Source organism: Erythrobacter alti (assembly GCF_037996805.1).
Classification (GTDB): Bacteria; Pseudomonadota; Alphaproteobacteria; order Sphingomonadales; family Sphingomonadaceae; genus Alteraurantiacibacter; species Alteraurantiacibacter alti.
Map to the genome: position 1 here is coordinate 535,707 of NZ_JBBNAX010000001.1, position 20,181 is coordinate 555,887.

The window sequence follows — 20,181 nt, forward strand, 5'->3', positions numbered from 1 at the left end:
TGCCCGAAAGCTCAACGCAAGACGCCCCGCTCGGTCATCTTGCGCGCATAGTATGCCAGCAGGATTGTGATGATCACGATGGCGGCGCTGAACAGCCATGCCCAGGTGGTCTTGAGTTCGGCCGGCATGTCGCTCGTTGCCGTAAAGACGGTCGTACCGGCGATGCCGAGGATCGAGATCAGGAACGCGTGAAATGCGTATCGGCTACGGATCAGCAGTAGCAGCGATCCGACGAACGCGCCCCATACTCCCAGCGCCCAGAAGGCATTGGCCCAGGCCGGGAACGCAGTGTAATAGGCAACCATCACATCAGGATCGACCCCGGCTGTCTCGGCTGCGGAAACGAGATAATCCATGTTGCGGGTTTGCGTCATGACGTAGTCATAGGCTCCGCCTGAATTCCATAGCAGCGAAACTAGCCCAATTACCCAAACATGCCACGGTGTGGCCACACGTTGTGTGTGTTCCATATCATCCTCCCCCGAGAAACGACCCGGGGGAGGAGTATCACGCTTCAGATAGGTTGCAAAACCGGGCGCTAGAGCCGTTCGATCTTGCGGGCCAGTTCGTCAATCAAATCAATAACCTGATCCTTGGTCATGTCACTGAATTCGCCTTTGGACGCCTTGTTGGTCAGCACTGAGGCAAGGTTGCCGAGCGAACGGAACAGGTCGGATGACCCGGTCGGACGGGCGCGCTGGGCCTTCCGGCCGAGGCGTTCCCATAGCTCTTCCAGTTCGTCTGCCCGTTCTTCCAGTTCGGCAAGACCGGTTTCGGTCGCCTGGTAGAGCTTGCGCGCATCCTCGCTTTCCTGAGCCGCGATCACGCCTTCGTCAGCGAGCATTTGCAGCGTGGGGTAGATGATGCCCGGACTGGGCGAATAAACGCCATCGGTCATCTCTTCCAAGGCCTTGATCAGCTCATAACCATGACGCGGTTCCTCACCGAGCATGGCGAGCAAGACCAATCGCAGTTCGCCAGACGCGAACATGCGCTGGCGCTTGCGCATCTGACCGCGTGCGTGCCGTGGCCTGTGACGCCCGCCACGCTTCCCGCCCTGACCGAACAATCCGCCGGGGCCGAAAAGACCCTGCGCCCCGAAGGGTCCGCTGGCTCCAAACGGGCCGCTTGCACCGAACGGGCCATCGGGTCCGAACACGCCATCGGCACCGAACAGCTTTTCGCCCTTGAATTCGTGGCGATAGGTGCGGCTTCTGCGCCGCGGTCCATTGCCGACCTCGACCTCGATTTCGATATCGGCATCGTCGTCCATGTCGTTATCGGTATCGTCCATCTCGTCGACTTCTTCGATGTCCTCGGGTTCGATCACTTCTTCCTGCGCCTTCGTTGAACGACGGCTTGTGGTGGATTTGCGCTTGGGCGCAGCCTTGCGTGTCTTGCGCTTTTTCGCGCCGTCTTCGAATTTCTTGGCCATGACAAACTCCAATCTCGTCCCATCGCTAAGATATATCTTAGAGCTATCTTAACAAGAGGCTTCGGCAAATATATTCAGGGCAAAATCCGGTCACGCCGCTAACCTCGCAAGCAGGCTTACGCTAAGGATATGAGAAATGGCCGATCTCTTTGCCGATGATGCCCCGCAGCAACCTGCCCGGGATGAGCCTGCCGCCGATGCGCCGCTGGCGGACCGGCTGCGTCCGCGCACTCTGGACGACATAATAGGGCAGGAACACCTGACCGGCCCCGAAGGTGCCATCGGCCGGATGGTCGCGGCAAATCGCCTTTCCAGCACGATCTTGTGGGGGCCGCCCGGTACGGGCAAGACCAGCATCGCGCGGTTGCTCGCCGATGCCGTGGGTATGCGATACGAAGCGGTGAGCGCGGTGTTCAGCGGGGTGGCGGACCTCAAGAAGGCCTTTGCAGCCGCCGAAACCGCCAAGAAAGCGGGCCAACGCACGCTGTTGTTCGTGGACGAAATCCACCGCTTCAACCGCGCCCAGCAGGATGGCTTCCTTCCCTTCGTGGAACGCGGCGTGGTGACGCTGGTCGGTGCGACCACGGAAAACCCCAGCTTCGAACTCAACGCTGCCCTGCTCAGCCGTGCGCAAGTGCTGATTCTGCATCGCCTCGATGCAGAGGCGCTGGGCAAACTGCTCGACCGTGCCGAGGAACTGGAAGGCCCCCTCCCCCTCACTCCCGAAGCGCGCGATGCGTTGGTCGCCAGCGCCGATGGCGACGGACGCTTCCTGCTCAACCAGGCCGAAACGCTCTACAACGCCAAGATCGAAGCGCCGCTCGATCCCGCCGCGCTCGGCCAGTTCCTGCAGCGCCGCGTTGCCGTTTACGACAAGGATCGCGAGGGGCATTACAACCTCATTTCCGCCCTGCACAAAGCCGTGCGCGGGTCCGATCCGCAGGCGGCGCTGTATTATCTGGCACGCATGATGGTGGGAGGCGAGGAGCCGCTGTTCCTTGCCCGGCGGCTGGTACGCATGGCGGTGGAGGATATCGGCATGGCCGACCCCGCCGCACTCACACAATGCATGGCGGCAAAGGACGCTTACCAGTTTCTGGGTAGCCCTGAAGGCGAGTTGGCGCTTGTCCAAGCCTGCATCTACCTCGCCACCGCGCCCAAATCGAACGCGGTCTACAAGGCGCAGAAAGCCGCATTCCGCAGCGCCAGGGACACCGGAAGCCTCATGCCGCCGATGAACATCGTCAATGCGCCCACCAAGCTGATGAAGGATGCAGGATACGGCGCAGGTTACAGCTACGATCATGATGCGGATGATGGCTTTTCGGGCGACAATTACTGGCCAGATGAAATGGAGCCGCAAGAGTTTTACCAACCCGTCCAGCGCGGGTTCGAACGCAAGGTCCAGGAACGGCTGGACTATTGGGCAAAATTGCGGGGGGAGCGTGGCACCTAGGCACTTCGAACATTTCGTCGCGATCGACTGGTCGGGCGCGCAAGGCGCCCGGCACACATCGATTACCATGGCCATCGCCCATGCCGAGGGCGGCCCGCCCGTGCTGGTCGAGCGGGAGCGCGGCTGGACACGGCAGGAAATTGTCGAGCTTCTCGGAGAAGCCTTGCCCGACAATACGCTGGTCGGCCTCGACCTTGGCATCGCCCTGCCCTTTGCCGATGCGGGTGCCTATTTTCCTGGTTGGGACCAAAGCCCCGCTGATGCCAAGTCGCTGTGGGCCATGATCGATGCCGAGTGCGAAGGGGACGAGCACCTGTCCGCCTCCAGCCTCGTAGATCACCCGATCGCAAGCGCCTATTTTCGCCGTCATGGCGGGCGCGAGGGCGAGCTATTCGGCGGCGGACGGGGCCGCTTCCGCGTGACCGAACGCGCGCAGGAAGCGGCGGGCTGCAAACCCTATTCCAACTTCAACCTCGTCGGCGCGGCGCAGGTCGGCAAATCCAGCCTGACGGGGATGCGCGTGCTCAACCGGTTGCAGGGCAGATTGCCGGTGTGGCCGATCGACCCGCTACCCTTCACGGGAAGCGTGATTGTGGAAATCTATACGGCACTGGCAGCGATAGCGGCTGGGCGCAGCGCCGGCCGCAGCAAGATGCGCACATTCGATGAACTGAATGACGCACTCGAAAAGCTTGGTAGCCCGCCGGTTGCAGGTCACGGCGCGGTGGATGACCATGCATCTGATGCGTTGCTGACTGCGGCATGGCTGCGCGGGGCGGCTCGATCGCTCGACCTGTGGTCACCCACGGCGATGACGCCAGCTATCGCCCAAACCGAGGGCTGGACCTTCGGCGTTCCCTGACACGGCGTATCAATGCCTCATGGACTCGCCGCTGAAGACCGACCACCCGGTTTGCCGGGCAATCCGCCCCAGCGCCATTGCGCCCAGCATGCTGGTGCCTGACCGATTGAGACCCGGCGACCAGACTGCAATTGCGGCCTTGCCCGGGATGCTGGCAAGGATGCCGCCGCCAACGCCCGACTTGCCAGGAAAGCCGACCTCGAAGGCGAACTGGCCGGAATTGTCGTAATGACCACATAGCAGCATCAGCGCGTTTATTCGTCGTGCGCGGATCGGATCGCACATCACCTGCCCGCTTACCGGATCGGTGCCGTCCGATGCGAGGAAAAGCGATGTCTCAGCCAACTGACGACAGCTCATGGCGAAGGCGCATTGGCGGAAATATACCGACAGCACCTCCTCCACCGGATTCAGCAGGCGACCGAAATCTGCAATGAAGAATGCTAGGCTGCGGTTGCGCGCGCCTGCATCGGACTCGGAGCGGGCAACGCGTTCGTCGATCGTCACCGCATCATCGCGTGCCATACGGCGCAAGCGTTGCAGCAGGTCGGTCACAGCATCTTCGGGCCCGCGATCATCGATAAACCGATCCGTGGTGACGATGGCACCGGAATTGATGAATGGATTGCGCGGAATCCCTTTCTCACGCTCGAGTTGGACGATGGAATTGAACGGATCGCCGGAAGGTTCGCGCCCGACTGCATCCCACAAGGCCGGACCTTGGCGCTCCAACGCCTGCGCCAGAACGAAGACTTTGGAGATAGACTGGATTGAGAAGGGTTCATCGGCATCGCCCGCGCAATGCACTGCGCCATCGGGTGTCGCTAGAGCGATGGCAAATTTGTTGGGATCAACCTCCGCCAGCGCCGGAATATAGGTGGCGAGCGTGCCGCATCCGCGCTGATCGGCCAGCGTATTCCACGTATCATCGACTATCTGCTGCAGGTTCATGGCGCCGCTGATAGGTGATGGAAAACAGCGCGGCAAACAATCGTGCAAGACAGGGCTAGATTTTTGATCCGCTTTGCCTCTACAGGGGCATCCGCCTGACCATGTGCCGGCTTAGCTCAGTTGGTAGAGCAGTTGATTTGTAATCATCAGGCCGCGGGTTCGACTCCTGCAGCCGGCACCATTTTCACCCACATCGGTCAGCTCGCTTTTGCCGAACCTTCGCCCTAGCGCCCTACTGCAACGTAGGTGAAGCCGTGATCCTCGACATCGCGGCGCGAATAGAGGTTGCGCAGGTCCACCAGTAGCGGTGTCTTCAGCAAGCCCTTGACCCGTTCGAGATCCAGCGCGCGGAAGGTGTCCCACTCGGTCACGATCACGGCGGCGTCCGCACCGTCGAGGGCTTCATAGGCGCCTTCGCAATAGGTGACGTTGGTCAAGACCTTGGCAGCCTGTTCCATGCCTTCAGGGTCATAGGCCTTCACCTTGATCCCGGCATCCTGCAACGCCTGCACCACGCTGATCGCAGGGCTGTCACGCATGTCATCGGTGTTGGCCTTGAAGGTCAGGCCGAGCACGGCGACGGTCTTGCCGTGCTGGTCGCCGCCGCCCATCGCCTGGACAACCTTGCGGCCCATCGATCGCTTGCGCTGGTCATTGCTGGCAACAACGCTTTCGACGATGCGCAACGGCGCTTCGTAGTCCTGCCCTGTCTTGAGCAATGCCAGCGTATCCTTGGGGAAGCACGAGCCGCCATAGCCCGGCCCCGGCATCAGGAAGCGATTGCCGATCCGGCTGTCGAGCCCGATGCCCTTCGCCACATCGCGCACATCGGTCCCGACCTTTTCGCAAAGGTCGGCAATTTCATTGATGAAGCTGATCTTGGTCGCGAGGAATGCGTTGGCCGCATATTTGGTCAGTTCCGCACCGCGCCGGCTCATGGTGATGAGCGGGCTTTCGTTGCGGGTCAGCGGGCGGTAGATTTCCTCAAGCACACGCTCAGCGTGCTCGTCATTGACACCGATGACCACGCGATCGGGCCGCTTGAAGTCGTCGATCGCCGCGCCTTCGCGCAGGAATTCGGGATTGGAAGCGACCGAGAATTCGAGCTCGGGCGCGACTTCGCGAATGATTCGTTCGACCTCGTCCCCCGTCCCGACTGGCACGGTGGACTTGTCGACCACGACTACGCCCTTGGGCAGCAGCGGTGCCATCTCGCGTGCGGCGGCATAGACATAGGACAGGTCAGCATGGCCATCGCCGCGGCGCGACGGTGTGCCGACAGCAATGAACACCGCATCTGCACTGGGCAGAGCTCGCGCAAGGTCAAGCGTGAAGGACAAGCGGCCGGCTTCGACGTTCCGGGCCACCAGTTCGTCCAGCCCCGGTTCGAAAATTGGCATTTCGCCGTTCAGGAGCGCGTCGATCTTCGACTGGTCCTTGTCCACGCAAACGACATCATGGCCAAAATCGGCGAAGCAGGCTCCTGACACGAGGCCCACGTAACCGGTGCCGATCATCACGATATGCATGGATTTTCCTTTGCACGAAGGGAGGAGGAGCAGGCTCTACTGCCGGGAAGCTAAGAAAAGGCTCCTAGTCTATGGACTTGATTGCAGGCAAGACCGCCTTCGCCTCAACCACGACCCCGATAGGAAGCAACACCCTGATCGGGTAGCCACAGACCTTCGGGCGGCGCGCCGCTTTGCCAGAACACGTCGATTGGAATGCCGCCGCGCGGATACCAGTAACCGCCAATGCGCAGCCATTTTGGCTGCATTTCGGCGAACAGGCGCTGGCCGATGCCGACCGTCACATCCTCGTGAAAGCCATTGTGATTGCGAAACGCGCCGAGAAACAGCTTCAGGCTCTTTGATTCGACGATTGTTTCACCAGGTGCATAATCGATCACCAGATGCGCGAAATCGGGCGCGCCGGTTACGGGACAAAGGCTGGTAAATTCCGGCGCGGCAAAACGCACCAGATACAGCGTTCCGGGGCGCGGATTGGGCACATAGTCCAGCACCGCCTCTTCCGGAGAAGCCGGGAGAGGTGTTTGCTGGCCGAGGAACTGCGGCCTGTCAGGAGTGTCGTTATCGCTCATGATGGGCACAGATGGCGCGAAGCCGGGCGCAGCACAAGGGCGCACAGACACGCAAAGCTCGCTGGTGCTATGCAGGGGACGCATTGGAGCCTATTCAGAGCCGCTATGGATATGGGGGACGATCAAGAGGAAGGACCTGCGCAGCATGTTGCGCAAGATCCGGCGCTGGAGCTGGATTTGCATCCCACACGCCTCTCGGTCGGGCCCACGCGGGTGCTTTTGAACTGGCGGCTTGATCTTGCCAACACCTCAGGATCACACATCATCGCTCTGCGCGTCTGGAGCGATATGGTGAGCGCACACAGTTCCGTCCCTAGCGAGGAGCAACTTGGCGGACCGGATATGGAGGAGGCAAGGCTCAATACGATAGCGCAGCTTGAACCGGGTACGAAAGCGAACCTGATGGGTGAATGGCAGATCTCGCGCAATGCAGTGCGGGCAGTCGAAAATTCTCGCGACTCGTTGATTTTGCCGCTGGCTCGTTTCAGGCTCGTCGGCGCAGGCATCACTCCGCAGCGCCGCGCTTTCGTGATCGGAAGCCCTCCAGCTCCTGGCGAGAAGCGCCTGCGCGCATTGCAATTGACCGGCGAGATCCAAATCCTTGCGCGGCTGTCGGCGCGTGAAGTCACCCAGGCACCCGTCCCTCAATGATTTACCTGCAACTGCGTAGCGGCTAGTCCGGCAGATATGGAACCACTCGTTTCAACCCGATGGCTGGCCGATGCACTGGGTTCGCCCGATCTCGCGGTGCTTGATGCCTCCGCCCACCTCCCCGGTGCCGAGCGCGATGCGCGGGCAGAATTCGCCGAGGCACACATTCCCGGTGGACAGTTCTTCGACCTCAAGTCGCTGACCAATCCGGACAGCGACGTCCCCTCTGCCTTGCCAACGCGGATACAGTTGGAAGACCGACTGGGCGCGCTGGGAGTAGCGTCGAGCGACAGGATCGTGCTCTACGATAACAGCGCCTTGCGGTCTTCGGCGCGCGCATGGTTCATGTTCGACCTGTATGGCTGGAAGAATGTCGCGCTGCTTGATGGCGGGTTGCAGAAATGGATCGCAGAAAAACGACCGGTCGAAAGCGGTGCAGAAACTGCGGAAGCTCGAAACCAGACGGTCCCGGTCCAGCCATCGGTAATTGTCATGGGCGATAACGAAGGGCGTGTGCGCTGCAAGGCAGAAATGCTCGCCAATATCGATGCCAACGCCGAACAGGTGGTCGATGCACGCGATGCTGCGCGCTTTCGCGGCGATGCGCCCGATATTCGTTCCGGCGTGGCGGCGGGCCATATCCCCGGCTCGTGCAATCTGCCCTTCGGCATTGTGTTGAACGAAGATGGCACGTTCAAGGGCGATGCGGATATCCGCGCCGCCTTTGCCGATGCGGGTGTGGATCTCGATCAACCCATCGTAACGACCTGCGGCAGCGGGATCACCGCCTCTGTCCTCCTGTTCGCACTGCATCTTATCGGCAAAAGCGGCGCGCTCTATGATGGAAGCTGGAGCGAATGGGGTTCCGATCCCTCCCTCCCCGTCGCGACCGGAGAACCGGCATGAGCGAAAAGGATCATAAGCCCGCCACAAAATTGGTCGAAGCCGGGCGGCGCAAGGAATGGACAAGTGCCCCCGGACAAAAGGGCGGAGTTGTCAATCCGCCCGTCTGGCGCAGCAGCACGCATCTTTACGAAGACACCGCAGACCTCGCAAAGGGGCGTCCGAATGCCGATGGACACTTCTATTACGGCCGGCGCGGCGGGCCAACGCAATGGGCATTGGCCGATGCGCTGACCGAACTCGAACCGGGCGCGGACGGGACTGAACTGTTTCCCAGCGGAGTGGCGGCAATCGGCTGCACTTTGATGGCGCTACTGGCTCCCGGCGACGAATTGCTTTTCACCGATAATGCCTACGAACCAACGCGCTCCATTGCGATGGGAATGCTGGAACGCTTCGGCATTTCCGCCCGGCCGTTCGATCCGCTCGATCCCGACGGGCTGGCGGCGATGATCGGCAATCGGACCCGGGCGGTCTTGCTGGAAAGCCCCGGCAGCCTGACGATGGAAGTGTGCGATGTGCCTGCCCTTGCCGAGGTTGCGCGCGAGAAGAACCTTGTCTCGATCATCGACAATACCTGGGCATCACCGCTTGGCTTCCCGGCACTGCAACACGGCTGCGATGTGAGCATCATGAGCCTGACCAAGCACGTTGGCGGCCATTCGGACCTCATGATGGGCAGCGTCTCTGCCAGAAAGCCGTTGATCGGCCGAATTCGGCAGCATTCGCAATATATGGGGCAGGTCGTTTCACCCGATGATGCAGCCTTGGCGCTGCGCGGGTTGCGTACGATGCAAGTGCGGCTCGATCGCACGACCTCAAGCGCGCTTGAGATATCCAAGTGGCTGGAATCGCGTGAAGAAGTTTCCGCCGTGTTATGCCCCATGTTGCCCGGAGCGCCCGGCCATGAGCTTTGGAAGCGCGATTTTGCGGGTGGCTGCGGGCTTTTCAGCTTCATTTTCCGCGATGCCGACAAGTCTTCGCGAGCGCGCTTTATCGATGAGCTCGACCTGTTCGGCATCGGCTTCAGCTGGGGCGGCTACGAAAGCCTCATCATCCCGGTCGATCCGGGCCGCATCCGCGATCACCACGAATGGCCGCCGGGGATCGATAGCGGATGCGGGCTTGGCGTGCGGCTCGCCATCGGGCTAGAGGACTCCCAAGACTTGATTGCCGACCTTGAGCGCGGGTTTGCCGCCATGAGAGATTGATGAGTACCAGCCCCATCCCCACGCCTACAGTGTCCCAGTCGGCAGCCGCTGAAGCCGTCCCCTTGCGCGATCCGCAAACCGGAGAGCCGCTGCTCGATCCCGAAACGGGCGAACAGTTGATGGGCATTCCCCAATCCGGTGCTGTGCAAGTCCTGGACCCTGAAACGGGCGAGCCCATGCTCGACCCTGAGACCGGAGAGCCGCTTTTCGCTGTCCCTGAAATTCCCGAGCCCGATCCCGAACCAACCGATCCGATCTCATCCTCCGACGATTTGCGCGAAGCTGTTTCCGAGCAGAGCGAAACCGCAGCCGGATTTGTCGATACGCTGGATGCCATCGCGGTCGAAGTCGGCTCCTCGCGTATCTCGGTGTGGGACGTGCTCGTAATGGTCGGAGTGCTGTTGCTGGTCCTTGTTGTGGCATGGATGCTGACACGGTTGAGCCGTACGGGCCTGCGCCGTGTGACATCGCTCGACAGCTCGCAACGCCTGCTTGCCGAGAAACTGGTGACGATTGTAATCTGGTCTGCGGCCTTCCTGGTCGGGATAGACACGCTGGGCATCGATCTCACCGCGCTCGCGGTGTTCTCGGGCGCGTTCGGCCTCGCCATCGGTTTCGGCCTGCAGAAAACCTTCGGTAATCTGATCGCCGGGATCATCCTGCTGATGGACAAGTCGATCAAGCCGGGCGACGTGATCAACATCGCAGATCAGGCGGGCAACGAGACATTCGGGCAAATCCGCAAGATCGGCATCCGCGCCGTCTCGATCACGACGCGCGATGAACGCGAATATCTGATCCCGAACGAGAACCTGATGATCAACCAGGTTGAAAACTGGTCATATTCCAGCCGCAAGGTGCGGATGCAGGTGCCCGTCGGCGTCTCTTACGCCTGCGACATGAACCTGGCGCAGGAATTAATGTTGCAAGCGGCCAAAGATTGCAGCCGTGTCCTCAAGACCCCTGCTCCGACCGTATGGATGGCCGAATATGGCGACAGCAGCGTCAATTTCGTGATCCATTGCTGGATCACCGACCCAGAAATGGGCGTGGGCAATGTGCGTTCGGCAGTGCTGACGCGGCTGTGGGACCTGTTCCAGGAAAACAATATCGAGATTCCCTTCCCCCAGCGCGATCTCAACCTGCGCGGGAACGAGGAATTCCAGCAACTCGTGGCGGCGATCTCGCAGCGGGTTGGAGACGGCGGCAAGAAACCCGAATAGGCCTCTGCTGGGGCACGTTCTTCGCCATTTACCCTTTGGCACACTCACGGTGCTATAGTGCGCCGGATGAGCCAGAAGTTTGACGCCAGCACCTGGACCGGCCTGACAAATGACGGGCGCATCCCCGACGTGCGGGAAGCGCAGCACCCTGTCAGCGGCACACCGGCCCAATTGCCCGTGAAGACGTTTCGCGGGCGGATATTCAACTGGTCAATTCTCGCGCAGCTATCCCTCATGTGGTTCGCAATAGCGCTGGTATCGCGCGATTGGACCTCAGCGAACCTGCTCGCGATGTCCGCGACCATCTTTGGCGGCTTCGTCATCGTCTCGGTCGGAATGCATTTCTGGTCACGACATCGTCGCGAAACCGTGGCGCTTCGACTTTCGGAAGACGGTCTCCACCTGCCGCTGAGCTATACAACGCCTGTGCCCTGGCAGCATATCGGCTGGATCGAACAGCACTTGTGGCGGGGATTCCGGACCATCGCCATCCAGGTTGACCCGCAATTCCAGCTTGAGGCCAAGCCACCGTGGCCGCTGTCTCTTTTCCGCCTTCCCAACGTCAAGAGCAGGGCCGTGCCGCTGACATTGTCATGCTGGGCCATCAACGCCGGGTGCGACGATCTCATCGCAGAACTGCGCCAGTATCGCGACAATTACTGCGCGGCCGGCCCGCGGGCCTGATAGTTCAACTAAACCTGCCCAAAACCATTCTCGCTGGCGCGTCGCCGCATGGTCCGCCATTTCGAGAGCCATGCAAAATGGTACCATCTATCTTGTCGGCGCAGGTCCGGGTGATCCCGACCTGCTGACGCTGCGCGCGGCGCGGCTGATCGAGCGCGCACCGCTTATCGTGCATGACGGGCTGGTCGATCCGGCCATTCTCGCGCTCGCTCGTCCTGATGCGCGGCTGGTTTCCGTGGCCAAGCAACGCGCGCGCCATACGCTTCCGCAAGAGGATATCAATGCCCTGCTGGTGCGCGAGGCGAAGGCTGGGCGTGACGTTGTGCGGCTGAAGGGCGGCGATCCATTCGTTTTCGGGCGCGGCGGCGAGGAAATGGAAGCTGCACAGGCCGAGGGCGTGCGCGTCGAAGTGGTCCCCGGTATCTCTGCTGCCAATGGCGCTGCGGCGGCTGCCGGAATTGCCCTCACCCACCGTGAAAGCGCCAGTGTCGTCAGCTTCGTGGCAGGCCAGTGCAAGGGCCTTTCCGAACAGAACTGGGCCGGACTTGCCGGCATGGGCCGGACGTTGGTGATCTACATGGGTGTAAAGACCGCCCCGCAGATTGCCGAAAAGCTGATGGCCGATGGCCTCGCTCCCGACATGCCGCTCGCGGTAGTCGAGAATGCCTGCCGCCCCGAGATGCGCGTTCTGCGCGGCCCGCTCGCCGCCCTGCCCGACCTGGTCGAAGCCGAAGCGGTCAAGAGCCCCGCACTGATCATCATCGGCGAAGTGACCGCGAGAGAAGACCTCGCACTCGCGCAAATCGTGACGGAGGCGGCACAATGAAAATCCTTACCGGCAATGATCTCAAAAGCGGCGCAGTCGTGTGGTGGGATGGCCAGGACTGGTCGCTCCACATCGCCGACGCCGTCGATGCAGGCGATGGCGCTTCCGAAATCCTGGCGCGCGAGGAATCCGCGCGCCGCGTGAACGCCGCCTATGCCATCGACGCCGAATTGACCGGCGATGGCCCGCGCCCTGCGCATATCAAGGACCGCGTGCGTGCGCTCGGCCCCACTGTCCGCCCTGATCTTGGGTACAAGGCAGCCGAACAGAACGGCTGGGATTGGGTTATCTGATGTATCAATACGACCAATACGACCAGGCCATGGTCGATGCCCGTGTCGAGGAATTCCGCGACCAGTGCCGCCGCCGCCTCGAAGGCAAGCTGACCGAAGACCAGTTCAAGCCGCTCCGGCTGATGAATGGCCTCTATCTGCAATTGCACGCCTACATGCTGCGCGTGGCCATTCCCTATGGCACGCTCAGCGGTGCACAGATGCACGCGCTGGCAGACATCGCCGACAAGTATGACAAGGGCTATGCCCACTTCACCACGCGGCAGAATGTCCAGTATAACTGGATCAAGCTGGAAGAAGCGGGCGACATTCTGGCGGACCTCGCCAATGTCGAAATGCACGCCATCCAGACCAGCGGCAATTGCATTCGCAACATCAGTTCGGATCATTTCGCGGGCGCTGCCGGGGATGAACGGGTCGATCCGCGCCCCTACGCCGAATTGTTGCGGCAATGGTCGAGCTTCCACCCCGAATTCAGCTATCTGCCACGCAAGTTCAAGATCGCGGTGATCGCGTCCGACAAGGACCGTGCGGCGATGCGGCTACACGATATCGGTATCAATATCGTCCGCAACGATGCGGGTGAGCTTGGCGCAGCGTTCTACGTTGGCGGCGGCATGGGGCGCACGCCGATGATTGCCCCCCTAATCCGCGATTTCGTTCCGCTCGACCAGCTCGTGACCTATTCGGAGGCGTGCCTGCGCGTTTACAATCGCCACGGTCGCCGCGACAACAAGTACAAGGCGCGCATCAAGATCCTCGTCCACGAAATAGGCGCGGAAGAATATACGCGGCAGGTGGAGGAAGAATTCGCCCATTTGCTCGAACAGGGCATTGAGCCGCCATTGGCAGAACTGGAACGGATCAAGCCGTATTTCGCGGCTCCTGAATTCGCCAGCGGGCTAACCGATCGCGCCGATCGCTCCGATCCCGACTTCGGGCTCTGGATCGATCGCAATTGCCAGCCGCACAAGGCACCGGGCTATGTCTCCGCCGTCATCAGCCTGAAGCCCGTTGGCGGCATCCCCGGCGACGCCAGCGCCGAGCAGATGCACCTGATGGCCGACCTCGCTCGCGAGTACAGCTTCGACGAGTGCCGCGTGATGCACACGCAGAACATCGTCCTGCCGCATGTCGAGATCGGACGGCTCTACGAGCTTTGGCAGAAGCTGGACGCGGCGGGCCTCGGCGCGCCCAATCTCGACCAGATCGGCGATATCATCGCCTGCCCCGGCCTCGATTATTGCAGCCTCGCCAATGCGCGCTCGATCCCCGTCGCACAGAAGATTTCCGAACGCTTTGCCGCCAGCGGCAAGGGTGAAGCTCTGGGCGAGCTGAAGCTCAAGATCTCGGGGTGCATCAACGCCTGCGGGCACCACCATGCGGGCCATGTCGGCATACTCGGTGTCGATCGCAAAGGCGTCGAGAATTACCAGCTGTTGCTCGGCGGGAGCGAGGCGGAGGACGTCTCGCTCGCCAAGATCACCGGCCGCGGGTTCGACGAGGCCGGCATCATCGCTGCGGTCGAAACGGTCGCCGATGTTTATCTCGAAAAGCGCCACGATGGTGAGCGCTTCCTCGATACCTACCGCCGCATCGGCATGGATAGTTTCAAGGAGGCGCTGTATGACTGAAAAACTGGGAACCGGCCGCGACGAAGTGCAACTGCGCTTTCGCGACGACGCCATGCCAGAAGGATCGCAGGTCACCGTCGACGCCTTCCTCGAACAGGCCGATGCCGAGGCTGTGCGTATCGAACCCGGCGACGATGCGCGCGCCTTGTTGCCACACCTCAGCCGCATCAGGCTCGTCGAGGTGAACTTCCCGACATTCGGCGACGGTCGCGGATATTCGGCTGCAAGAGTGTTGCGCGAACATGGCTACACTGGCGAATTGCGCGCCGTGGGTGACGTGCTGGTGGACCAGCTTGCCTATATGCGCCGCTGCGGCTTCGACAGCTTCGCGCCCGAACAGGCGTTCAACGAGGCCGACGTCGAAACCGCCCTGTCGCGCTGGCCGCATGTGTACCAGCCCGCTGCCGATGCGGCGGTGCCGATCTGGGACTTGCGCCATGGGTGAAGCGGCCCGCAAGATCGACCGCATCGATACTGCGCCTGCCTTCACGCAGGACGATGCCGATGCGCTCAACGCGCGTTTCGAGAACGTGCCCACGCTCGATATGTTGCGCACCTTGTTTGCCGAGGACACGCTGGGCAAGGTCGCGGTCGTATCCAGCTTTGGCACCGAAAGCGCGGTCTTGCTCGACCTCGTCGCGCAAGCTGATCCCGACGTGTCGGTGGTGTTTGTCGATACGCTCAAGATGTTCGACGAGACGTTGGCCTATCGTGAAACGTTGATCGAACAGCTTGGCCTGCGCAATTCCTCGGTAGTGCAGCCCGATCCGGCGGTATTGGCTGAAAAGGACGAGACCGGGCTGCGTTGGTCCTACGATCCTGACGGTTGCTGCGAAATCCGCAAGGTCGAACCCTTGGCACGCGCCAAGGCGGGCCTCGACAGCTGGATTTCGGGGCGCAAGGCGTTCCAGTCGGTCACGCGGCAGGATATTCCGCGTTTCGAGGTCGAGGATGGTCGGTTGAAGATCAATCCGCTCGGCGACTGGGTTAAAGACGATCTGGAAGCCTATTTCGAAGCGCGTGACCTGCCCCGCCATCCACTCGAAGCGCAAGGCTTCCTGTCGGTCGGCTGCGCGCCCTGCACTTCTCCCGTTGCACCGGGCGAAGACCCGCGCGCCGGGCGCTGGCGCGGGTGGGACAAGACCGAATGCGGCATCCATTCGCCGAACAATCCCGATGCCGATACGGGCGCTGGTGAATTGCCTCCAGGTTACGAACCCTTCCTCTAGGCACGAAAAAGGCCCGCGAGCAGTGTGCTGGCGGGCCTTTTTATTAATTGGTCAGGATGATCAGCTCTCGATACGCTCGAGCGTGCTGACGGTCTGATCGCTTTGGTTGGTCGAGGTCCAGACGCCGTTCTCGTCAAGCGCCTCGTCATAGCAGGTTTCTTCGCCGTCGAAGGTGTCGCACCATACTTCCGGGCTATCCTGGCGCCAGGTTCCGGTCATCTCCTCACCTTCGTCATTGGTAACGACCACGGTGCCATCTGCGCGGGCATCATAGGTGATCACTGAGCCATCTTCGTCGGTTACACGGTATGTGCCTACGGAAGTGCCGCCGTCGATTGCCATGCTTTCGGTTTCCACTGCCGCGACCTCTTCTGCCGGCGCTACTTCTTCTTCGACATCAGCCGTTGCGTCACCGCACGCTGCAAGTCCGAAAGCAAGCGCGGATACCAGTAGAATTCTCTTCATTTACAGTCCCCCTGAGACGAAAAAAGTAATGCGGCCCGCGGCTTGTTACGATGGGAAGGGGAGATTGGCAACTACAGCAGGTTTCACCAAAATACAGTCTGCGAATTTGAATTGCGTTATTCGCGTATCAAGAGACCATAGGCGACCAATGTGCCGATCACGTCATCCAGTTCTTCAACGTCACTGACGGTAAATTCGTTCTTGGCGAGTGTGCTGGCGAGCAGCCGTTCCTGCAATTGCGCGCCCAGCTCGTCCGAAAGCGGGATGCTGGCGCCGGCGAGCACGATCTGCAATTCCTGCCCCTCGCCATCGGGCGTGGGGGTAGTCTCGAAACTGTAGAGGATATGATCGCGCACGCGCAGATTGTCGTCCGCGCGGATTCCGTCGGCCAGGGCCAGCAAGGCTCCGCGCAAACGCGGCCCCTGTGCGCGCACGAAATTGCCGGAAAAGACGTTCAGCGTCGCTTCGAAATCAGCCTTTGAGGCGATCTCTTTGGACAGGTGGCGGAACATCTCGGCGTGATCAGCAAGCGCACTCTCGCGTTCGAAAAACAGGTTGCGCGGAAGCGAGTTGCGCATCGCCGGGATGCGCAGGCTCGCCTCTGCCACAGCCTCCAGCATAAATTCGGCCCAGGTCTGCACGAGTATGCCCACGGTGATGTGCAGGCTCGGCTCGTCGCCGTGATTGGGCGCCCGATGCGCGGTGCCGCGCGGCACGTAGAGGCACTCGCCCGCTTCCAGCACGAATTTCTCTTTCAGCTCGCCGGTCTCGTCCACGCCCTTGCGGAAACCCTCACCGCGGAACGGCAGGCCGTCGCGGTCGCCGTAGATTTCCCATTCCTTCGCGCCTGCAATCTGGATGACGAAGACATCGTGATTGTCGTAATGCACGCCAAAACCATGTGCGTCCGGCGGAGTGAGGTAGACATTGGTTTGTATCCGCGCGCCGAATGCGCGCTCCAGCCCGAGGCAGAAGCTGTAAAGCTTGCCATCTGCGAAATGGAGCTGCGGCAGGATGATCGTCGCGCCATTGCGATAGTTGTCGAGCACCGCGCCGCGATCGACCACATTGTTGGCAAAGACATATTCATCCTGCGGGATGCCCTGACCCGATTTCGCCAAGTTGATGGCGCTGGCGGGCAATTCGCTGTCCGAAATGATTTCATCGATACGGTCGAGGCTGAGCAATCCCTCGATCTCTGGATGCTTGACCGGGCTGCGATAGAACTGGCGCTCGTAATATCGGCCGAAGAATTCTTCCGGGGTGAGCGGCGCGATCAATTGTTCGAGTGCTGCGGTGGGCATGGATGGTCCCGTCATTGCGCTTGTCTAACAACATCTAAAAGGAAAGGGACGGAAAACCGCCCCCCGGTTCCCGTCCCAAACTTTGATCTCTCTCTACACGATCAGCTGGCGCAGGATCCCCGTCCACGCCCGTAGCCTGCACTATCAGTGGGATCGGAATCGGAACGGCCTGTGCGACCATAGCCGCTCCGATCGGCGTTGCCGCCGGAATCACTATCAGTGGCGCCTGTGGGGGTTCCACGTCCGCGCCCGCCGCAATCGCGGTTGGAGCCGGTGTCAGAATCCGTTGTGCCAGAACTGCCACGGCCATTGCCAGCGGGATCAGCATTGCCACCGGAATCGCTGTCGGTGAGGCCCGATTGACGGCCTCGACCGTTGCCTGCGGGGTCTGCATTACCGCCGGTGTCGCTGTCCGTAAGCCCCGAGCGGCTGCCGCGACCATTGCCTGCAGGATCGGCATTGCCGCCGGAATCGCTATCGGTGAGGCCAGACCGGCTTCCACGCCCATTGCCAGCGGGGTCGGCACTTCCACCAGAATCGCTGTCCGTCAGGCCGGAGCGGCCACTACGACCGTTGCCGGCCGGATCTGCATAAGAACCGGAATCGCTGTCGGTAACACCAGAGCGCCCCCCGCCAACCGGATCAGCGCCAGCGCCAACATCACCATCAGTATAGCTGCGCTGTTGCCCAGCTACCGGAGAGCTAACCACAGTCGCTGCGGCCGCGCCGGTAATGAGGCCGACAAACGATCGCCGCGAAACCGGCCGTGCTTTCTTCGCCATAAAATCCCCCTTGTCCCTTCTCGAACAACTTTGTCCGAAAAGCCCTGGGGATACCCTAACAATCGAAAACTTAATGGCAAGTAAGGGGCACGGATATTTCCAGAACGGTCACATCCAGCCGGCTGTTCGATACCATTGCGCAGTGGTGCTAAGTCCTTGATACGTCTCGATTGCTGGCCGCCAGAGCGCGGGCGGCACCTGCCTTTCGGGTTCTGACACCCAATCGGGATGCGACATGTAGCGTGCCCGGTCCGGCGTCAGCTTGGCCTTGTCTCCGCGCAGGAAGCGATCAATGCGCGCTGCGCCCAAGAGCAATTTGCGCGGCAGGCTGGGTGCCCAGACATTCCTGCCGACGGCCTTCCCGATCGCCCGTGCGAGTTCCTTGTGGGTCCAGCCTCCCGCCCTGCCATCATCGGGCTCGAAGATCCGCTCTGCGACCAATGGTGATGATTCGACCAGGTCGAGCAGCAAACGCGCCAGATCATCGACGTGGATGATCGAGGTGCGTCCGGGTGGCGGCATGGGCACAAAGCGCCAGCGGGCCGCGCGAAACAGTTCGAACATTTCGCCATCACGCGGTCCGTAGACGGCTGGAGGCCGCGCTATCGTCCAATCCAGGCCGCTGACCTGCACCACCTCTTCTGCCAGCCGCTTTGAATGGCCGTATTCGGAAAGCGTCGGTTCGCGCGCCGCCAGCGAGGAAACCAGCACGAACCGTGGCACGCCAGCCTGACGCGCCGCCTCGACCACGTTCTTGGTGCCGGTGACATTGCCTTGGGTAAACCCCGTCGCATCGGGCGCATTCACGACACCGGCAATGTGGAGGACAGCATCGCTGCCCTGTGCAAGCTGCAACAAGGCATCATTGTCCGTCAGGTCCCCGGCAATCCATTCGACCCCTTGGCGCGGTTCCTGCGCCTTGCGAGTCAGCGCGCGTATCGCAATCCCGCGCCGGGCAGCTTCATCGAGCACCGCCTGACCGACGAAACCGGTGGCGCCGGTGAGCGCCAGTGTCACGCGGACGCGCCTGTCACATCAACACCAGGTGATCGCGGTGGATGACGGCAGAGCGCGGCGAATGGCCCAGGATCGGCTCAAGCTCGGCGCTTTGCCGCCCCATGATCGCCTCGACATCGTCGGCGTCATATTCGACCAGGCCCTTGGCGACTTCGCGCCCTGCCACATCGAGTACCTGGATGATGTCGCCGCGCACGAAGTCACCGTCGACCTTCGTGATTCCGGCCGCCAGCACGCTCTTGCTGTCGCGCAGGGCGCTCACGCAGCCATCGTCCACCGTAATCGAGCCGTTGAAGCGCATTCGCCCGCCGATCCATGCGCGTTTGCCGCTTTCCTCGCGTTGCGGCAGGAACAAGGTTCCGGTCTGCGCAGCCATCGCGCGGGCAAGCGGCATTTCAGGTCGGCCATCGACAATCGCGAGCGCAATACCGGCACGTTCGGCAATTTCGGCGGCGAGCAGCTTGGCGGTCATCCCGCCCGAACCCAGGCCGGAGCCGGACCCGGTATCCGCCATGGCGTGAATTTCGTCTGTCACGCCGTCGACCTCGTTCAACCGCTCGGCATCGGGATGGCTGGGATGGCGGTCATACAGGCCATCGACGTCGGTCAGCAGGATCACGCCATCGGCATTGCAGGCCTGCGCCACGCGCGCGGCCAGCCGGTCATTGTCACCAAAGCGGATCTCGCCGGTGGCAATCGTGTCGTTTTCGTTGACCACCGGCACCACTCCGCTCCGCAGCAAACGACGGAACGTGGCAGAGATGTTGAGATAGCGCTTGCGGCTCTCAAAATCGTCGAGCGTCAGAAGCATCTGCGCCGCGACCAGCTGGCGTTCGGCCAGCAACCGCGACCAGACCGAAGCCAATTCGATCTGCCCGACCGAAGCGGAAGCCTGCGCCTCTGCCAGCGAACGTCGACCACCCTTCTCGAATTCGAGCTTCTTCGCACCGATGGCGATCGAGCCGGAGCTGACCACCACCACTTCGATACCCATTTCGCGCGCTGTCCAGATCTCGTTGACGATGCCGCGCAGCCACTCGACCTCGACCTGCCCGCTGTTATCGACCAGCAGCGCACTGCCGATCTTGATGACCAGTCGGGTACAGATTTCAGGATCGCGGAAGTCGAGGAGGGTCTGGATAGGCATATTGCGG

At 61.5% G+C, this 20,181-nt stretch carries 22 protein-coding genes and 1 tRNA gene; 13 read left to right on the forward strand and 10 right to left on the reverse strand.

Annotated features, from left to right (window positions below; all coding sequences use genetic code 11):
* Positions 1-11: 11 nt before the first annotated feature.
* Positions 12-470 carry a hypothetical protein gene (locus tag AAC850_RS02625; protein ID WP_340587054.1) on the reverse strand — a complete coding sequence of 153 codons (459 nt, stop codon included), beginning with the start codon at positions 468-470 and terminating at the stop codon, positions 12-14.
* 68 nt (positions 471-538) lie between these two features.
* Positions 539-1,435, reverse strand: coding sequence for a PadR family transcriptional regulator (locus AAC850_RS02630; RefSeq protein ID WP_340587055.1), 897 nt, complete (start codon positions 1,433-1,435; stop codon positions 539-541).
* A 136-nt stretch (positions 1,436-1,571) separates the two neighbouring features.
* Between AAC850_RS02630 and AAC850_RS02635 the strand changes: the two genes are divergently transcribed.
* Entirely contained in the window at positions 1,572-2,891 is a 1,320-nt protein-coding gene (locus AAC850_RS02635) for a replication-associated recombination protein A (RefSeq protein WP_340587056.1), read from the forward strand.
* Positions 2,881-3,753 carry a hypothetical protein gene (locus AAC850_RS02640; RefSeq protein WP_340587057.1) on the forward strand — a complete coding sequence of 291 codons (873 nt, stop codon included), beginning with the start codon at positions 2,881-2,883 and terminating at the stop codon, positions 3,751-3,753. Before AAC850_RS02635 ends, AAC850_RS02640 begins: the two co-directional genes overlap by 11 nt.
* Before the next feature lie 9 nt (positions 3,754-3,762).
* Here AAC850_RS02640 and AAC850_RS02645 read toward each other — a convergent pair whose 3' ends face one another.
* Positions 3,763-4,704: a glutaminase gene (locus AAC850_RS02645; protein ID WP_340587058.1), complete on the reverse strand. Its 942-nt coding sequence runs from the start codon at positions 4,702-4,704 to the stop codon at positions 3,763-3,765.
* Positions 4,705-4,809: 105 nt separating this feature from the next.
* Here AAC850_RS02645 and AAC850_RS02650 point away from each other — a divergent pair.
* Positions 4,810-4,885, forward strand: a tRNA-Thr gene (locus AAC850_RS02650).
* Between the two features lie 43 nt (positions 4,886-4,928).
* On the opposite strand, the gene AAC850_RS02655 is transcribed toward AAC850_RS02650, so the two are convergent.
* Together AAC850_RS02655 and queF are read right to left on the reverse strand one after the other, a co-directional pair.
* Positions 4,929-6,233 (reverse strand): UDP-glucose dehydrogenase family protein, encoded by a 1,305-nt coding sequence (locus tag AAC850_RS02655; RefSeq protein WP_340587059.1) that lies wholly within the window; start codon positions 6,231-6,233, stop codon positions 4,929-4,931.
* 104 nt (positions 6,234-6,337) lie between these two features.
* Positions 6,338-6,805: a preQ(1) synthase gene (queF, locus tag AAC850_RS02660; RefSeq protein ID WP_340587060.1), complete on the reverse strand. Its 468-nt coding sequence runs from the start codon at positions 6,803-6,805 to the stop codon at positions 6,338-6,340.
* A 105-nt stretch (positions 6,806-6,910) separates the two neighbouring features.
* Between queF and AAC850_RS02665 the strand changes: the two genes are divergently transcribed.
* The 10 genes from AAC850_RS02665 to AAC850_RS02710 all read left to right on the forward strand — a co-directional run bounded on the left by AAC850_RS02665 (position 6,911) and on the right by AAC850_RS02710 (position 15,459).
* Positions 6,911-7,456: a hypothetical protein gene (locus AAC850_RS02665; protein WP_340587061.1), complete on the forward strand. Its 546-nt coding sequence runs from the start codon at positions 6,911-6,913 to the stop codon at positions 7,454-7,456.
* 36 nt (positions 7,457-7,492) lie between these two features.
* Entirely contained in the window at positions 7,493-8,362 is an 870-nt protein-coding gene (locus AAC850_RS02670; protein WP_340587062.1) for a sulfurtransferase, read from the forward strand.
* The gene (gene metC, locus AAC850_RS02675; protein ID WP_340587063.1) at positions 8,359-9,570 is read left to right on the forward strand and encodes a cystathionine beta-lyase; all 1,212 of its coding nucleotides are present in this window, start codon (positions 8,359-8,361) and stop codon (positions 9,568-9,570) included. Before AAC850_RS02670 ends, metC begins: the two co-directional genes overlap by 4 nt.
* Entirely contained in the window at positions 9,570-10,793 is a 1,224-nt protein-coding gene (locus tag AAC850_RS02680; RefSeq protein WP_340587064.1) for a mechanosensitive ion channel family protein, read from the forward strand. The genes metC and AAC850_RS02680 overlap by 1 nt, the downstream gene beginning before the upstream one ends.
* Positions 10,794-10,859: 66 nt before the next feature.
* On the forward strand, positions 10,860-11,477 hold the full coding sequence (locus AAC850_RS02685; RefSeq protein WP_340587065.1) for a hypothetical protein: 618 nt from the start codon (positions 10,860-10,862) through the stop codon (positions 11,475-11,477).
* A 70-nt stretch (positions 11,478-11,547) separates the two neighbouring features.
* Positions 11,548-12,303, forward strand: a complete 756-nt coding sequence (gene cobA / locus AAC850_RS02690) for a uroporphyrinogen-III C-methyltransferase (RefSeq protein WP_340587066.1) — start codon at positions 11,548-11,550, stop codon at positions 12,301-12,303.
* The gene (locus AAC850_RS02695) at positions 12,300-12,596 is read left to right on the forward strand and encodes a DUF2849 domain-containing protein (RefSeq protein ID WP_340587067.1); all 297 of its coding nucleotides are present in this window, start codon (positions 12,300-12,302) and stop codon (positions 12,594-12,596) included. Before cobA ends, AAC850_RS02695 begins: the two co-directional genes overlap by 4 nt.
* On the forward strand, positions 12,596-14,230 hold the full coding sequence (locus AAC850_RS02700; RefSeq protein ID WP_340587068.1) for a nitrite/sulfite reductase: 1,635 nt from the start codon (positions 12,596-12,598) through the stop codon (positions 14,228-14,230). The genes AAC850_RS02695 and AAC850_RS02700 overlap by 1 nt, the downstream gene beginning before the upstream one ends.
* Positions 14,223-14,675: a DUF934 domain-containing protein gene (locus AAC850_RS02705; protein ID WP_340587069.1), complete on the forward strand. Its 453-nt coding sequence runs from the start codon at positions 14,223-14,225 to the stop codon at positions 14,673-14,675. Before AAC850_RS02700 ends, AAC850_RS02705 begins: the two co-directional genes overlap by 8 nt.
* The gene (locus AAC850_RS02710) at positions 14,668-15,459 is read left to right on the forward strand and encodes a phosphoadenylyl-sulfate reductase (RefSeq protein WP_340587070.1); all 792 of its coding nucleotides are present in this window, start codon (positions 14,668-14,670) and stop codon (positions 15,457-15,459) included. Before AAC850_RS02705 ends, AAC850_RS02710 begins: the two co-directional genes overlap by 8 nt.
* 60 nt (positions 15,460-15,519) lie before the next feature.
* On the opposite strand, the gene AAC850_RS02715 is transcribed toward AAC850_RS02710, so the two are convergent.
* From AAC850_RS02715 to proB, 5 genes are all read right to left on the reverse strand, one after another.
* Entirely contained in the window at positions 15,520-15,924 is a 405-nt protein-coding gene (locus AAC850_RS02715; RefSeq protein WP_340587071.1) for a hypothetical protein, read from the reverse strand.
* 116 nt (positions 15,925-16,040) lie between these two features.
* Positions 16,041-17,228 (reverse strand): cupin domain-containing protein, encoded by a 1,188-nt coding sequence (locus AAC850_RS02720; RefSeq protein ID WP_340587072.1) that lies wholly within the window; start codon positions 17,226-17,228, stop codon positions 16,041-16,043.
* Between the two features lie 101 nt (positions 17,229-17,329).
* Positions 17,330-18,010, reverse strand: coding sequence for a hypothetical protein (locus AAC850_RS02725; RefSeq protein ID WP_340587073.1), 681 nt, complete (start codon positions 18,008-18,010; stop codon positions 17,330-17,332).
* 108 nt (positions 18,011-18,118) lie between these two features.
* Entirely contained in the window at positions 18,119-19,027 is a 909-nt protein-coding gene (locus AAC850_RS02730) for an NAD-dependent epimerase/dehydratase family protein (RefSeq protein WP_340587074.1), read from the reverse strand.
* Positions 19,028-19,040: 13 nt separating this feature from the next.
* Positions 19,041-20,174: a glutamate 5-kinase gene (proB, locus tag AAC850_RS02735; RefSeq protein ID WP_340587075.1), complete on the reverse strand. Its 1,134-nt coding sequence runs from the start codon at positions 20,172-20,174 to the stop codon at positions 19,041-19,043.
* Between the last annotated feature and the right edge of the window lie 7 nt (positions 20,175-20,181).